Source organism: Tahibacter harae (assembly GCF_024437735.1).
In the GTDB taxonomy this organism is placed as follows: Bacteria; Pseudomonadota; Gammaproteobacteria; order Xanthomonadales; family Rhodanobacteraceae; genus Tahibacter; species Tahibacter harae.
Map to the genome: position 1 here is coordinate 153,091 of NZ_JANFQO010000008.1, position 15,082 is coordinate 168,172.

18 protein-coding genes are annotated in these 15,082 nt (G+C 67.6%); 12 read left to right on the forward strand and 6 right to left on the reverse strand.

The genetic code is table 11. From position 1 onward, the window contains the following. Positions 1 to 52 precede the first annotated feature (52 nt). Genes NM961_RS10835 through pilG form a run of 3 tightly spaced genes read right to left on the reverse strand, consistent with a single transcriptional unit; the run spans position 53 to position 1,402 of the window. Positions 53 to 607 (reverse strand): chemotaxis protein CheW, encoded by a 555-nt coding sequence (locus NM961_RS10835; RefSeq protein ID WP_255914296.1) that lies wholly within the window; start codon positions 605 to 607, stop codon positions 53 to 55. Between the two features lie 11 nt (positions 608 to 618). Further along, the gene (locus NM961_RS10840) at positions 619 to 984 is read right to left on the reverse strand and encodes a response regulator (RefSeq protein ID WP_255914298.1); all 366 of its coding nucleotides are present in this window, start codon (positions 982 to 984) and stop codon (positions 619 to 621) included. A gap of 49 nt (positions 985 to 1,033) precedes the next feature. Continuing rightward, positions 1,034 to 1,402 (reverse strand): twitching motility response regulator PilG, encoded by a 369-nt coding sequence (gene pilG / locus NM961_RS10845; protein ID WP_243746142.1) that lies wholly within the window; start codon positions 1,400 to 1,402, stop codon positions 1,034 to 1,036. A gap of 344 nt (positions 1,403 to 1,746) precedes the next feature. Here pilG and gshB point away from each other — a divergent pair, with 344 nt between their 5' ends. The 6 genes from gshB (at position 1,747) to NM961_RS10875 (ending at position 7,415) form a co-directional block, all read left to right on the forward strand. After that, complete coding sequence (gene gshB / locus NM961_RS10850) at positions 1,747 to 2,694, forward strand: glutathione synthase (protein WP_255914300.1); 948 nt, start codon at positions 1,747 to 1,749, stop codon at positions 2,692 to 2,694. Further along, complete coding sequence (locus NM961_RS10855; RefSeq protein WP_255914301.1) at positions 2,691 to 3,554, forward strand: energy transducer TonB; 864 nt, start codon at positions 2,691 to 2,693, stop codon at positions 3,552 to 3,554. Before gshB ends, NM961_RS10855 begins: the two co-directional genes overlap by 4 nt. A 188-nt stretch (positions 3,555 to 3,742) precedes the next feature. Next, on the forward strand, positions 3,743 to 4,306 hold the full coding sequence (locus tag NM961_RS10860; protein WP_255914305.1) for a YqgE/AlgH family protein: 564 nt from the start codon (positions 3,743 to 3,745) through the stop codon (positions 4,304 to 4,306). Positions 4,307 to 4,336: 30 nt separating this feature from the next. Next, entirely contained in the window at positions 4,337 to 4,756 is a 420-nt protein-coding gene (ruvX, locus tag NM961_RS10865) for a Holliday junction resolvase RuvX (protein ID WP_255914307.1), read from the forward strand. Beyond that, positions 4,753 to 5,697: an aspartate carbamoyltransferase catalytic subunit gene (locus NM961_RS10870; RefSeq protein ID WP_255914311.1), complete on the forward strand. Its 945-nt coding sequence runs from the start codon at positions 4,753 to 4,755 to the stop codon at positions 5,695 to 5,697. Before ruvX ends, NM961_RS10870 begins: the two co-directional genes overlap by 4 nt. A 41-nt stretch (positions 5,698 to 5,738) precedes the next feature. Then, entirely contained in the window at positions 5,739 to 7,415 is a 1,677-nt protein-coding gene (locus NM961_RS10875; protein WP_255914313.1) for a hypothetical protein, read from the forward strand. Between the two features lie 149 nt (positions 7,416 to 7,564). Here NM961_RS10875 and NM961_RS10880 read toward each other — a convergent pair whose 3' ends face one another. The 3 genes from NM961_RS10880 to NM961_RS10890 all read right to left on the reverse strand — a co-directional run bounded on the left by NM961_RS10880 (position 7,565) and on the right by NM961_RS10890 (position 10,139). Continuing rightward, on the reverse strand, positions 7,565 to 7,810 hold the full coding sequence (locus NM961_RS10880; protein WP_255914314.1) for a hypothetical protein: 246 nt from the start codon (positions 7,808 to 7,810) through the stop codon (positions 7,565 to 7,567). Between the two features lie 10 nt (positions 7,811 to 7,820). Beyond that, a complete protein-coding gene (locus tag NM961_RS10885; protein ID WP_255914317.1) occupies positions 7,821 to 8,948 on the reverse strand; it encodes a PilT/PilU family type 4a pilus ATPase in 1,128 nt (375 codons plus the stop codon). Between the two features lie 153 nt (positions 8,949 to 9,101). After that, on the reverse strand, positions 9,102 to 10,139 hold the full coding sequence (locus NM961_RS10890) for a type IV pilus twitching motility protein PilT (protein ID WP_255914318.1): 1,038 nt from the start codon (positions 10,137 to 10,139) through the stop codon (positions 9,102 to 9,104). A 93-nt stretch (positions 10,140 to 10,232) separates the two neighbouring features. Here NM961_RS10890 and NM961_RS10895 point away from each other — a divergent pair, with 93 nt between their 5' ends. The 6 genes from NM961_RS10895 (at position 10,233) to NM961_RS10920 (ending at position 14,940) form a co-directional block, all read left to right on the forward strand. Continuing rightward, entirely contained in the window at positions 10,233 to 10,904 is a 672-nt protein-coding gene (locus tag NM961_RS10895; RefSeq protein ID WP_255914320.1) for a YggS family pyridoxal phosphate-dependent enzyme, read from the forward strand. A 245-nt stretch (positions 10,905 to 11,149) separates the two neighbouring features. Further along, a complete protein-coding gene (proC, locus tag NM961_RS10900) occupies positions 11,150 to 11,992 on the forward strand; it encodes a pyrroline-5-carboxylate reductase (protein WP_255914322.1) in 843 nt (280 codons plus the stop codon). A 3-nt stretch (positions 11,993 to 11,995) separates the two neighbouring features. Further along, positions 11,996 to 12,571: a YggT family protein gene (locus tag NM961_RS10905; protein ID WP_255914324.1), complete on the forward strand. Its 576-nt coding sequence runs from the start codon at positions 11,996 to 11,998 to the stop codon at positions 12,569 to 12,571. Positions 12,572 to 12,618: 47 nt separating this feature from the next. Continuing rightward, complete coding sequence (locus NM961_RS10910) at positions 12,619 to 13,071, forward strand: DUF4426 domain-containing protein (RefSeq protein WP_255914325.1); 453 nt, start codon at positions 12,619 to 12,621, stop codon at positions 13,069 to 13,071. 101 nt (positions 13,072 to 13,172) lie between these two features. Beyond that, positions 13,173 to 13,886, forward strand: coding sequence for a histidine phosphatase family protein (locus NM961_RS10915; RefSeq protein WP_255914326.1), 714 nt, complete (start codon positions 13,173 to 13,175; stop codon positions 13,884 to 13,886). Between the two features lie 28 nt (positions 13,887 to 13,914). Continuing rightward, positions 13,915 to 14,940 (forward strand): phosphotransferase family protein, encoded by a 1,026-nt coding sequence (locus tag NM961_RS10920; RefSeq protein WP_255914328.1) that lies wholly within the window; start codon positions 13,915 to 13,917, stop codon positions 14,938 to 14,940. Positions 14,941 to 15,082 lie beyond the last annotated feature (142 nt).

The following is a 15,082-nucleotide window of genomic DNA, read 5'->3' on the forward strand; positions in this document are numbered from 1 at the left end:
TCAACAGCCAATGAGTTCGCCCCGCGTCTTGTGTGGCTGGACGCGCGCGGGATCACGCCGATGCCTGCAGGAACTCGGGGGTGCGTACCAGCGACGCCATGCTGAACAGCCCCCAGAGCACATCCCCCAATTGATAGCGCTCGGGTACGAAGCGGCCGTAGCGCGAGTCGGATTCCGCCTCGGCCTCGGCCCGCTGTTCGTCGGAAAAATTGCGTTGTCCCAGCACTTCGTCGACCAGCAGTCCGACGCTGCCGCCGTGCTGGCGGATGATGAGCACGCGGCTGGAATCGGCCAGCTGGCTGCGCTCGTTCTCGACGAAGTTGCGCAGGTCGATGATCGGCACCAGGTTGCCGCGCACATTGGCCACGCCCAGCAGCCACGGCCGCGTGCCCGGCACGACGGTGAGCTGCGGGAAGGTCAGGATTTCGTTGACTTCGGCGATGCTGCTGACCAGATAGCGCGAGCCGACGCGGAAGCCGATGCCGCGCCACAGGCCGGAGGCCTCGACCTCCTCCGGCATGCCTGCAATGTGCGCGAGGCTGCGCCGCTCGTAGTCGGCGAGCACTTCGAACGGTGTCAGTTGCAGCGTGTCGGTCGTTGCAGACATGTGATGGACGCTCAACTCGGCAACAGGGTCTGGATTCGGGCAAGCAGTTCCTTCTCGCTTACCGGTTTGGTGACAAAGTCCTTCGCTCCCTGGCGCAGGCCCCAGACGCGGTCCGTCTCCATCGACTTGGTGGTCACGATGAGGATCGGAATATGCGCCGTGGCTTCGTCGCGACTCAAGGTACGCGTCGCCTGGAAGCCGTTCATGCCCGGCATGATCACGTCCATGATGACGAGATCCGGCCGTTCGCGTTTCACCGCGACGATGCCGTCCTCGGCATTGCCCGCGCTGCTGACGCGATGACCCGCCTTCTCCAGCAGCGTCGTGAAGACGCGGATGTCGGTAGGCGAGTCGTCAATGATCAAAATGTGAGCCATCGCTTCCCCCTGTGAGCGCCATGGCGTTACCCCAACTACTGCAGCCGCGTCACGCCTTCAGATCCACGTGGCGCCGGATCGCACCGAGAAGCTCTTCGCGGGTAAACGGTTTGGTCAGATATTGTTCCGAGCCGACGATGCGGCCGCGGGCCTTGTCGAACAGCCCGTCCTTGGACGAGAGCATGATTACCGGCGTGCCCTTGAACATCTGGTTGTTCTTGATCAGCGCGCAGGTCTGATAGCCGTCCAGCCGCGGCATCATGATGTCGACGAAGATGATGTGCGGCTGGTGATCGGAGATCTTCGCCAATGCCTCGAAGCCGTCGGTCGCGGTGACGACGTCGGCGCCCTCCTTCTTCAGCAGCGTCTCGGCCGTGCGGCGAATGGTCTTCGAGTCGTCGATGACCATTACCTTCATGCCGCTGAGACTGCCCGATTTCGTCGCGTCTTCCACGTACCCTCCAAGCCACCTGAGTCTGTGGCACGGGGGAATCCCCATGCACGAGTCTTGCCATTGCCACTGCGACGTTGGTCCGCAGCCTTGCCGCAACGCTGCACGGGGCGCTGTAGCTGGGCTTTACCGCTGTTTAACCGCTAGTCAGCAAACATGTCAAGTTAATCGCCTAAGTAGCCGCCGTCGCTTAGGAACCTTGCCCGGGCGACGCTTCCCCTACGGCTGCGCCAGTGTAGCGCGATGCTAGTATAGATGGGACCCGCAGTGCGCACGCACGCCGCTTCCCACCCTGCCAGGACCGCCCCCGCATGGCCCGCTCCCTCGCCGTGTTGATGGACCCCATCGCCACGATCACGACAAAAAAGGACTCCACCTTCGCCATGCTGCTGGAGGCGCAGCGGCGCGGCTGGACCTTGTATTACTGCACCCAGGGCGACCTGGCCATACGCGAAGGCCGCGCCTGGGCCCAGCTGGCCCGGCTGACGGTGCGCGACGATCCCTACGACTGGTTCAGCCTGGAAACGGCCGCCTGGACCGACTTGTCCGAAGTTGACGCGGTGCTGGCGCGCAAGGACCCGCCCTTCGATGCCCAGTTCCTCTACGACACCATGGTGCTGGAGCTGGCCCAGATGGCCGGCGTGCTGGTGGTGAACGACCCGCGCGGCCTGCGCGACGCCAACGAAAAACTGTTCACCCAGCATTTCCCGCAGTGCTGCGCCCCCACCCTGGTCGCGCGCGACCGCGCCGAGCTGCGCCGCTTCGTCGCCGAGCACGGCCAGGTCGTGCTCAAGCCGCTGGACGGCATGGGCGGGCGCGGCATCTTCCGCTCGCACCACGGCGACCCCAACCTGAATTCCATCCTCGAAACCCTGACCCTGAACGGCCGCGCCTTCGCTCTGGCGCAGAAATACCTGCCTGAGATCAGCGCCGGCGACAAGCGCATCCTGCTGATCGACGGCGAGCCGGTGCCCTATGCCCTGGCGCGCATTCCCCAGGGCGACGATTTCCGCGGCAACCTGGCCGCCGGCGGACGCGGCGAAGGCCGTCCGCTGAGCGAGCGCGACCGCTGGATCGCCGCCCAGGTCGGCCCGGAACTCAAGCGCCGCGGCATGATCTTCGTCGGCCTGGACGTGATCGGCGACTGGCTGACCGAGATCAACGTCACATCTCCCACCTGCATACGCGAACTGGATGCCCAGTTCGGCCTTAACATCGCCGGGTCCCTGTTCGACTGCATCGAAGCCCGACTCGCGTGAGCACGACCCGCACCGCCTCCAGCAACGACCGCTTCGGCGTCACCCTGCTGTTTTCGCTGATCGCGCATGCCGTGGTGATCCTCGGCATCACCTTCACCTATGCGGCGCCGGCCTCGCGCCTGCCCTCGCTGGACGTGATCCTGATTCAGTCCACCAACAAGGAAAAAGCCGACAAGGCGGATTTCCTGGCCCAGGCCAACAACTCCGGCGGCGGCGACCGCGACGAGGCGCGCCGCCCGGCCGATCCGCTGTCCAGCCCGCTGCCCAAGCCCACGCCGGGCGTGGCGCCGCGGCCGCTGGAAGCCGGCGCGCCGCGCCCCACGCCGGCCACGCCGGCCGAGGTGCTGACACAGAAGCAGGCCGAATTCGCCGTCGCCACCGCGCGCGAGGCGCCCGAATCGCCGGAACTGCCCAAGCCCACGGCGCAGGAACTGATCGAGAAAAACGCCGAAATGGCCCAGCTGGCGCAGGAATATCAGCGCCAGAAGGATTCCTACGCCAAGCGGCCGAAGAAGAAATTCCTCTCTGCCAATACCAAGGAATACGCCTACGCCTCCTACCTGGCCGGCTGGGCCGCGCGCATAGAGCGCATAGGCAACCTCAACTATCCGGACGAGGCGCGCCGGCAGAAGCTGCACGGCGACGTGCTGCTGACCGTCACCCTGAACAAGGACGGCACGGTCAAGCGCATGGACGTGATCCAGGGCTCCGGCCACAAGGTGCTCGACGACGCGGTCCAGCGCATTGTCCAGCTGGCCGCGCCCTTCCCGCCGATTCCCAAGACGGCCGAGGACATCGACGAGCTGTACATCACGCGCACCTGGCAGTTCCTGCCGGGCGACGTGCTGCGCAACCGCTGAGGAACGCGGCGCGCGCAAGACAAGGACAGGCGCGCAGGCGCCCGGCCGCCGCGCTCGGCGCCCCAGGCCGCAGCGCGGACGAGTCCGCCCCGGCCATGGTTCTTCACCCGCAGCTAACGCCGTTGTCCTTGGCACATATGCTGCGGCACGCGGGTCGCCCCGGCGCGAATGCCGGTACAATCCGCCCCATGACCTTCGCCTCGCTATCCAATCAGCTGCTGATCGCCATGCCGGCCATGCGCGATCCGAATTTCGCCCGCGGAGTCACCTTCGTCTGCCAGCACAATGAAGACGGCGCCATGGGCCTGCTGGTGAACCGCCTGTCGGAATACCGCCTCGGCGACGTACTGGCGCAGATGAACCTGACCTCGGACATCGCCGAGGTCAACGACGCACCCGTGCTGATCGGCGGCCCGGTCCAGCCCGAGCGCGGCTTCGTGCTGCATGCGCCCAGCGGCAACTGGGAATCCTCGTTCCGCATTTCCGAGCGCATCTCCGTCACCACCTCGCGCGACATCCTGATCGCGATGGCGGCCGGCGAAGGGCCGGAACATGCCGTGGTCGCGCTGGGCTATGCGGGCTGGAGCCCGGGCCAGCTGGAACAGGAACTGATGGACAATGCCTGGCTCACCGTCGACGTGCGCGAGCAGCTGCTGTTCACCACGCCGCTGGACACGCGCTGGGAAGCCGCCGCCGCCCTGCTTGGCGTCAGCAGCATGGCGCAGCTGACCGATTACGCCGGCCATGCGTGAAGCGCGCCGGCGCGCGCGCGGAACAGCGGCATGAACGTGATGGGTTTCGACTACGGCAGCCGCGTGATCGGCGTAGCCCTGGGCAACCGCCTGACCGGCACCGCGCGTCCGCTGGGCACCGTGGGCAACGGCGGCAGCGGCCCGGCCTGGGAGCGCATAGACGCCTGGATACGCGAATGGCAGCCCGAAGCCCTGCTGGTCGGCCTGCCGCTGACCCTGGACGGCGAGGAACAGAAGGCCAGCCGCGGCGCGCGCGCCTTCGCCGCCGCCTTGCACAAGCGCAGCGGCCTGCCGCTGCACCTGGTCGACGAGCGGCGCAGCTCCATCGAGGCGGCACGCCGCTTCGCCCAGCGCCGCGCCGCCGGCCTGGCCAAGAAAAAACATGCGGCCGACATCGACGCCGTCGCCGCCGAAGTCATTACCGAAACCTGGCTTGCCGATCCCTCATGACCGTTTCCGCCTCCACCCCGCGCCGCCTGCGTCACCTGATCACCCTGGAAAACCTGGGCGCCGACATGATCACGCGCCTGCTCGACCGCGCCGAGGCGCTGCGCGCGGAATGGTTTTCCCAGCGGCGCAAGCTGGACCTGCTGCACGGCCGCACCGTGGTCAACCTGTTCTTCGAGAACTCCACCCGTACCCGCACCTCGTTCGACCTGGCCGCCAAGCGCCTGGGCGCCGACGTGATCAACTTCGATATCGCCAGTTCCTCCACCAGCAAGGGCGAAAGCCTGGTCGATACCTTGCACACGCTGGAAGCCATGCACTGCGATGCCTTCGTGGTGCGGCACAAGGAGAACGGCACCGCCGAATTCCTCGCCCGCCATGTGCGCGGCAGCGCCTGCGTGATCAACGCCGGCGACGGCAACAACGCGCACCCGACCCAGGGCCTGCTCGACGCCTTCACCATCCGCCGCCACCGGCCGGATTTTTCCGCCCTGCGCGTACTGATCTGCGGCGACATCCTGCATTCGCGCGTGGCGCGCTCGGATATCCACGCCCTGCGCGCGCTGGGCGTGGGCGCACTGCGCATCTGCGCCCCCGCCAACCTGCTGCCGGCGCAGGAAGAACTGCCCGGCGTGGAGATCGTGGAAGATTTCGACCAGGCGCTGGCCGGCGTGGACGTGGTCATCATGCTGCGCCTGCAGAAAGAGCGCATGCAGCAGGCCCAGGTGCCGTCGGAACAGGCGTACTACGCCCGCTACGGCCTGGACGCGCGGCGCCTGCGCCTGGCACGGCCGGACTGCCTGGTGCTGCATCCGGGGCCGATCAACCGCGAAGTGGAGATCGCGTCGGCCGTGGCCGACGGCGCGCAGTCCTGCATCCTGGAGCAGGTCGGCAACGGCGTCTTCGTGCGCATGGCCGTGCTGGCCGAATTGTTCGACACCTGAACGCCGCGACGTTCAACGCAGCCAACCCCTGGGGAAAACTCATGTCCGCCACTGCACGACGCCTGGTTCCGCTGGCCCTGCTGCTCGCCCTGGCCGCCTGCACCAAGAAACCCGATCCCGATTCGCCGCTGGCTTTCGTGCCGGCCGACACGCCGTATGTGATGGCCAACCTGGAGCCGGTGGCGCAGCCGGTGCTGGATCAGTGGACCAGCATGTCGCGCGAGGTCTGGCCGATCTCGCTGGATATGTACCGGCGCATGCTGGACAAGGCCGAGCCGCAGGACAGCGTGCAGATCAAGGCGGCCCGCGCGGTGCTGGAGGAAGTCAGCGCGAATCTCGCGGCGAACACGCCGGAAAAACTCGGCTTCAAGGGCAGCACCCATGCCGCGGTCTACGGCATAGGCCTGCTGCCGGTGCTGCGCCTGCAGCTGGCCGACCCCGACGCGCTGCGCGCCACCATCGCCCGGGTCGAGGCCAAGTCCGGCGCCAAGCTGCCCGTGGCCACTCTCGGCGGCCAGGATTACTGGTCGCTGACGGTGGAAAAGGCGCAGCTGCTGTTTGCCGTCAGCGGCAGGCAGCTGGTGCTGAGCGTGGCCCCGGCCGCGATCAGCGACGAGCTGCGCAAGCAGCTGCTGGGCATCACCCGCCCGGCCAAGACGCTGGATCCGGAAGTGCTGGTCGCGCTGAACAAGCGCCACGGCTACACCCCGCAGGGCTCCGGCTATGTGGACATTGCCCGCCTGATGGATTTCTACACCAATGAAGCCGATCCGGTGCGGCGCGAGCTGGCCCAGGCCCTGCCCGGCGATGCGCTGCAGAAGGTGGATCCGGTATGCAAGACCGAGCTGGGCCAGATCGCCAGCCGCTTCCCGCGCATCAGCCTGGGCTATACCGAACTGGACACCAAGCGCATGACCCTGCATGCGCAGCTGGACATGGACGCCGCCCTGGCCAAGGACTTCACTGCCGCCTGGACGGCCGCGCCGGGCACCGGCGCCAAGGCCGAGGGCCTGCTGGATTTCAGCCTGTCCCTGCCGGTGCTCAAGCAGAAGGCGTTCTGGCTCAAGCAGGCCAAGGCGGTCACCGACCAGCCCTACGCCTGCCCCGACCTGGCCGATCTCAACGACGCCTTCGCCAATCTGAAGAAGAGCCTGGACACCACCATCCCGCCGCCGGCCAGCGATCTCACCGGCCTGCGCGTGAGCCTGAGCAAGCTGGAATTCAAGAACGACAAGGAAGCGCCGGACTACGCCGGCAAGCTGCTGGTCGCGCTGACCAATCCGGCCGGCGCCGTGGCCATGGGCCAACTCGCGCTGGCACCGCTGAAAGACCTGAAACTGATGCCGGACGGCAAGCCCGTCGCCCTGCCGGCGGACCTGGCGCCGGCGCAGCTGCCGCCGATGTTCGCCGCCATGAACAACAGCGCGCTGGCGCTTTCCGCCGGCGCCGGCGAGGAAGCCGGCCTCGGCGCCTATCTGGAAGCGCCGGCCGCGAACAAGGTCGTATTCCTGCGCACCTATTTCAGCGGCAGCCTGTACGCCCAGTTCGGCAGCATGATGGAGAAGTTCGCCCTGTTCCTGCCGGAGGAACAGCGCGCCGACATGGACAGCCAGAAAAAGCTGTTCGACCTGTACCAGAAATGGATAGACCACGCCGAGTTCAGCCTGACCGCCACCGATCAGGGCCTGGTCTTCGTCGAAGTCATACAGACGCGCTGAGTGCAACGACGCGGACGGCGGCAAGCGGCCGCCGTCCGTGCTGACACTGCCTGGAATCCGCCGGTCACGCCGGCGTGATCGTGCCGGTGCAGCGGATCAGGGCAGGCCCGCCGCGTACAGGCGGCAGGCCGATGCAGCAGAAGCGCGGCTCAGGCCGGCGCCCAGCGGAACTCCATTTCCTCGCGCCCGCCCAGGGCCGCACGCAGCGCGTGCAGCAGCGAGGCCTCGGCGCCGCGCTCGGCCAGGTAGTCCAGCGAATCGCGGTCCAGGTAGTAATCGCGGTCGGTGCTGGATTCCTCCTCGAACACGTCGATCAGGAAATCCAGGTCGCTGCGCTCTATGCGCGCCACTTCGCGGCCGTCGTGCTTGTCGAACAGGCGGATCTGGGTGCTCATCGCAGATTCCTCAGCTTTCCATCAGCTCGACGCCGTCCAGGCCCTGGCTCAGCGTGTGGGCGTCGCCGCCCTGGGCCAGCTTGATGCGCAGGCGCACTTCGTTGGCCGAGTCGGCATGGCGCAGGGCATCCTCGTAGCTGATCTCGCCGGACTGGTACAGCTCGAACAGACTCTGGTCGAAGGTGCGCATGCCCAGGTTGGTGGACTCCTTCATCACGTCCTTGAGCTTGTGCACCTCGCCCTTGCGGATGTAGTCCTGCACCAGCGGCGTGCCCAGCATCACTTCCATGGCGACGCGGCGCGCCTTGCCGTCGGGCGTGGGAATCAGCTGCTGCGCGACGATGCCTTTCAGGTTCAGCGAAAGGTCCATGAACAGCTGTTCGCGGCGGTCTTCGCCGAAGAAGTGGATGATGCGGTCCAGCGCCTGGTTGGCGTTGTTCGCATGCAGCGTGCACAGGCAGAGATGGCCGGTTTCGGAGAAGTTGATCGCGTGTTCCATGGTCTCGCGCGTGCGCACTTCGCCGATCAGGATGACGTCCGGCGCCTGACGCAGGGTGTTCTTCAGCGCGTTTTCCCAGGAATCGGTGTCGATGCCCAGCTCGCGCTGGGTGATGATGCAGCCCTCGTGCTTGTGCACGTATTCGATCGGGTCTTCGATCGTGATGATGTGGCCGGTGGAGTTCTGGTTGCGGTAGCCGACCATGGCCGCGAGCGAGGTCGACTTACCGGTACCGGTGGCGCCGACGAAGATGATGATGCCGCGCTTGGTCATGGCCAGTGTCTTGATCACCGGCGGCAGGGACAATTCATCGATGGTCGGGATCTTGGTCTCGATGCGGCGCAGCACCATGCCGACGCAGTTGCGCTGGTAGAAGCAGGACACGCGGAAGCGGCCCACGCCGGTCACGCTGATGGCGAACTGGCATTCGTGGGTCTTTTCAAATTCCTCGCGCTGCGAGGGCGTCATCACGTTCAGCACCATGTCGCGCGACTGCTGCGGCGTGAGCGGGTTCTGCGTGATCGGGCTGATGCGGCCGTGCACTTTCATCGAAGGCGCCACGCCGGCCGTGATGAACAGGTCGGACGCTTTCTTGTGCACCATCAGCTTCAGAAACGAGGTGAAATCTACGCTGCTCATTGCCTGCTCCAAGAGCGGACCGGGGCCGGCCGCGATGCGGCGCCGGGGCCTGCCTCGCTGTCTGCCGTTGCGTCCGCGTGAACCGGGGTACGGGAAACCTCAAGCGCGCGGCGCGCGCCGGACGGGACGCTGCGCCCCGCCGCGCCGGCGGCGCTACTTGAAGATTTCCTTACTCTTCGCATAGCCGATGGCCTGCTGTCGCGTAACCAGTCCACGCTTCACAAGATCGAGCAGGCACTGGTCCAGGGTCTGCATGCCGTACTGCGCGCCGGTCTGGATGGACGAGTACATCTGCGCCACCTTGTCCTCGCGGATCAGGTTGCGGATGGCGGGGATGCCGACCATGATCTCGTGCGCCGCGATGCGGCCGCCTCCGACCTTCTTCAGCAGCGACTGCGAGATCACCGCGCGCAGCGATTCGGACAGCATCGAGCGCACCATCGGCTTTTCGCCGGCCGGGAACACGTCGATGATGCGGTCCACGGTCTTGGCGGCCGAGGACGTATGCAGCGTGGCGAACACCAGATGGCCGGTTTCCGCGGCGGTCAGGGCCAGGCGTATGGTTTCCAGATCGCGCAACTCGCCGACCAGGATGTAGTCCGGGTCTTCGCGCAGGGCCGAGCGCAGCGCCTCGTTGAAGCCGTGGGTGTCGCGGTGCACCTCGCGCTGGTTGATCAGGCACTTCTGCGAGGTGTGCACGAATTCGATCGGATCCTCGACCGAAAGAATGTGCGCATATTCGTTCTTGTTGACGTGGTCGACCATCGCCGCGAGCGTGGTCGACTTGCCCGAACCGGTGGGCCCGGTGACCAGGATCAGGCCCTGCGGCTGGGCGATCAGGTCCTTGAACACCTTGGGGCAGCCCAGGTCTTCCAGGCTCAGCACTTCCGAGGGAATGGTACGGAACACCGCACCGGCGCCGCGGTTCTGGTTGAAGGCGTTGACGCGGAAGCGCGCCAGGCCGGGGATCTCGAAGGAGAAGTCGACTTCGAGGAATTCTTCGTAGTCGCGGCGCTGCTTGTCCGACATGATGTCGTAGATCAGCGAGTGGATCTGCTTGTGGTCCAGCGCCGGGATATTGATGCGGCGCACGTCGCCGTCGACGCGGATCATGGGCGGCAGACCGGCGGACAAGTGCAGGTCGGAAGCCTTATTCTTGACCGAGAACGCAAGCAGCTCGGCAATATCCATGCGTATTCCCCCAAAGGCAATCGAAGCGCCGCTGGCCGGCGTGGTTCCGGTCGAGTATAGCTCGCCAATTTTCCGCCGGCGCACGTGCTTGAGATGAGTTCTTCCGAAACTGCCTTTACTGAGATCCAGGCCCGGCTGCGGCATGTTGCGGCGCAGCATGGACACCCCGCCGAACTGCTCGCCGTGAGCAAGACCAAGCCCGCCGCGGCGGTGCGCGCACTGGCCGCGCTGGGCCAGCGCCGCTTCGGCGAGAACTATGTGCAGGAGGCCCTGGCCAAGCAGCGCGAGCTGGCCGGCCTGGACCTGGAATGGCATCTGATCGGCCCGCTGCAGTCGAACAAATGCCGCGAAGTGGCGGAACATTTCGACTGGCTGCAAAGCCTGGACCGGCCCAAGCTGATCGCGCCGCTGGCACGCTGGCGCCCGGCCGAACGCGGGCCGCTGAATGTGCTGATCCAGGTGAATATCGACGACGAGGCGTCCAAGTCCGGCTGCGCGCCGGCGCAGCTGCCGGCCCTGGCCGCGGCCGTCGCCGCCGAACCGCAGCTGCGCCTGCGCGGACTGATGGCGATACCGGCGCCGCACGCGGACCTGGCCCTGCGCCGCGCGGCCTTCGCCCGCATGCATGCGCTGTACCGCGAGTTGCAGGCTGGCTACCCCGGCGTGGATACCTTGTCCCTGGGCATGAGCGAGGATTTTGAACTGGCCGTGGCCGAAGGCGCCAACCTGGTGCGCATAGGCTCGGCGCTGTTCGGCGCGCGCTGACGCGGCGGCGGCCAAGGGCGAAGCGGCCTGCGGTACGCGCGGCCGAAGGCAGGCCGCTTGCGCCCAGTTGCCGGCGCCGTCGCCGAGACCGCCCTGCAGCGCCAGCGGTGCGCGACCCGCACGAAACCGCACCCTCCAGCCACACCGCAACCCGCCCCGTCCTGCCGCGCCGCGGCGGCTTATCCGCTGCGCGCAGGCCGCGACAGCGGCTATGCTCCGGCCCTCCCCGCACGGCTGTGGAACCCATGCACGATCCGACCTCTTCTTCCTCCGCGCGCATCGCCTTCGTCGGCGGCGGCAACATGGCGCGCAGCCTGATCGGCGGCCTGGTACGCCAGGGGCATGACGCAGCGGCCATCCGCGTGGCCGAGCCCAATGCCGACCTGCGCCAGGCCCTGGCACGGGACTTCGGCGTCGCCGTGTTCGAGCACGGCCGCGACGCCGCCGCCGGCGCCGAGGCGGTGCTGCTCGCGGTCAAGCCGCAGGTGATGCGTCCTGTCTGCGAATCGCTGCGCGAGGTGCTGCAGGCGGACCGGCCGCTGCTCATTTCCATCGCCGCCGGCATCCGCATGGACCAGCTCGATGCCTGGTGCGGCGGCGGCGTGGCCGTGGTGCGCAGCATGCCGAACACGCCGGCGCTGATCGGCGCCGGTGCCAGCGGCCTGTGCGCGAACGGCCGCGTCGATGCGGCCCAGCGCGCCCGGGCGGAACAGATCCTCGGCGCGGCGGGCCTCACTGTGTGGATCGAGGCCGAGGAGCAAATGGACATCGTCACCGCGATCTCCGGCTCCGGCCCGGCCTATTTCTTCCTGCTGGTGGAAGCCCTGGAAGACGCCGCTGTGGCCGAAGGCCTGCCGCGCGACGCGGCGCGCCTGCTGGCCTGCCAGACCGCGCTCGGCGCCGGCCGCATGCTGCGCGAGGACGGCGAGGCGCCGGCCCAGCTGCGCCAGCGCGTGACCTCGCCCAACGGCACCACCCAGGCCGCGCTGGACCGTTTCGCCGCGCGCGGCCTGCGCGACGTCGTCGCCGACGCGGTCGCCGCGGCGACGCAGCGCGGACGCGAACTGGCAGCGAAATCCGGAGACTGAACCATGGGATTCTTCCGCGACGCGGCCCTGCTGCTGATCCAGGTCGCCTTCGGCCTGGTGCTGCTGGTGTTCGCCCTGCGCCTGCTGCTGCCGCTGACCCGGGTGCGCTTCAACAATCCGGTCTGCCAATTCGTATACAAGGCCACCAACCCGGTGATCGGCCCGCTCAGCCAGGTGGTGCGGGCGCTGCGCCAGTTCAGCCTGGCGACCTTGCTGGCGATATGGCTGATCCTGCTGCTGGAAGTCGTGCTGCTGTTGCTGATCCTCGGCTATCCGCTGCGCGCGGACTGGATATTGCTCATCAGTTCGGTCGGCGTGGTCCATTTCCTGGTCGGCCTGGCGTTCTGGGTGGTCCTGTTCGCGGCCGTGGCCAGCTTTTTCTCGCCGGACCGGCGCAATCCCGCGGTAGAAGCCCTGTACGGCCTGGCCGATCCGCTGCTGCAGCCGTTCCGCCGCCTGCCGCCGCGCGGCCTGCCCTTCGACCTTTCGCCGCTGTACGCGACGGTGGCGCTGCGCCTGATCCTGCTCGCGCTGCAGCACCTGCTGGGGCCGCTGTACCGCTTCATGCTGCCGCTGTAGCGCAGGTCCGGGATAAGATCAGTCCGATTCTGCTGCGGAAGCCGCCCATGAAACTCGCCTACAAGATCGGCCTGCTCGCCGGCGCCACACTGCTGATGCTGCTTCCGGCGCGCGGCCGCGCCGAACAGGTCCAGCGCTTCGACGATTACCAGGTGCATTACAACGCGCTGTCCAGCGACATGCTGCCGGCCGAAGTCGCGGCGCAGTACAAGTTCAGCCGTTCCAGCAAGCAGGGCCTGGTGAATATTGCCGTGCAGAAGCTCGACGGCACGCAGACGCCGGTCGCGGTCGCGGCCAGCATCCGCGGCACCGCGGCCAACCTCGCCGGCCAGCGCAGCGAGCTGGTCCTGCGCGAGATCCGCGAAGCCGACGCGATCTACTACCTCGGCGAATTTCCGGTGCGCGGCAGCGACACGCTGAACTTCGACCTGACCATCACGCCGGCCGGCAGCGCGCGCAGCTACGCGCTGAAATTCAGCAAGAACTACATTACCGACTGACGGACGTATCGACCGGCGCACGCCGATGGACGCCTGCCAGCCGATGGCCGCGCCGAATTGACGGCCACAGCGAACAACAACTGCACGGACCTGCCCTACGCATGAATGCCGCGGCTTCGACCCGCCTGCTGCTGATCCGCCACGCCCAGGCCAGCTTCGGCACCGACGACTACGACCGGCTTTCCGAGCGCGGCCTGCGCCAGGCCGAGCTGCTGGCCAACTGGCTGGCCGCGCAGCCGGAGCAGTTCAGCCACGTGGTCAGCGGCGCGCAGAAGCGCCATGCGCAGACCTTGCAGGCATTGCAGGCCGCTGCCCACGCGCTGCAGAAACCGCTGCCCACAGCCGAGATCGATGCGGACTGGAACGAGTTCGATCACGAAAGCCTGCTGCGCGGCTATGTGGCCTGGGCGCCGCAGGATCCGGACCTGCCCAGCCTGCAGACCGGCCACGAACCGGACCGGGTGCAGGCCCTGCTCGGCCGCGCCTTCGCCGCCTGGGACCAGGGCGTGCTGGACCACGCCATGCCCGAGACCCTGGCCGCCTTCCGCGCCCGCGTACGCCGCGCGCACGAACGCGCCCAGGCCCGCGCCGGCAGCGGCACGGCGCTGGTGGTCAGCTCCGGCGGCGTGATCGCGCGCTGCGCCCAGGCCCTGCTGGACCTGGACGAGGCCACCACCATCCGCCACAACCTCAGCCTGGCCAATTCCGGCATCGTCGAATTCGTGCACGACGGCGGCGCCTGGAACCTGGCGCGCTGGAGCCACCTGCCGCACCTGGAAGAAGAACCGCACCGTTCCCTGCGCAGCTGGTACTGAACCGCTGCATGCCCGCGAGCACCCCGCCATGAGCACAAGCAACGGCCAGACGCTGGACCTCGCCGCACTGGAACGCTACCTCGCCGAGCATCTGCCCGGCTTCCGCGGCCCACTGCAGGCGACCAAGTACAAGGGCGGGCAATCCAACCCGACCTACCAGCTCGACGCCGCCTCCGGCCGCTGCGTGCTGCGGCGCAAACCGCCGGGCCAGCTGCTCGCCTCGGCACATGCGGTGGAACGCGAATACCGCGTGCTGCAGGCCTTGCAGCACAGCGCCGTGCCGGTGGCAGCGCCGCTGCTGCTGTGCGAAGACAGTGCCGTGATCGGCAGTGCCTTCTATCTCATGGACCATGTGCCCGGCCGGGTGTACTGGGACCCGGCCCTGCCCGAACTCGATGCGCAACAGCGCGGCAGGATCTACCTGGGCGCGGTCGATACCCTGATCGCTCTGGCCCGGCTGGACACGGCGGCCGCCGGCCTGGCCGACTACGGCAGGCCCGGCAACTACTTCGCGCGCCAGATCGCGCGCTGGAGCGAGCAATACCGCGCCAGCGAGACCGCGCCCATCGCCGCCATGGACGCGCTGATCCGGCACCTGCCCGCCGCCGCACCGCCGGACGACGGCCGCAGCGCCTTGGTACACGGCGATTTCCGCCTGGACAATCTGATGTGGTCCGGACAGGGCGAACTGCTGGCCGTGGTCGACTGGGAATTGTCCACACTGGGACATCCGCTGGCCGACCTCGGCTATTTCTGCATGGCCCTGCGCCTGCCGCGCAATCCCGTGCTGCCCGGTCTGGCCGGCCTGGACCGCGCCGAGCTGGGCATCCCCTCCGAAGCCGCCCTGCTCGCCCGCTTCGGCGAAGCCACCGGCCTGGATCCCGGCGCCGACTGGCCCTTCCACCTCGCCTTCCACTTCTTCCGCCTGGCCGCGATCGCCCAGGGCGTGATGAAGCGCGCGCTGCAGGGCAATGCGTCGAATGAGCAGGCGCTGGCGGCGGGAAGGATGGCGGGAACGATTGCGCAGATGGGACAGGAAGTGCTTGGCGGCTGAAAAGCGGACCGCGCAGGTACGTCCGCATCAGTGCACGACTACGGGCGTTTCGGTTCGGCCGGCCGCGTCAACGTGCCCACCAGCACGCCCTTGGCCAGTACGTGGCCGCGGGCGCCGCGAAAAGCCCTCTCCGCCAAGCGCG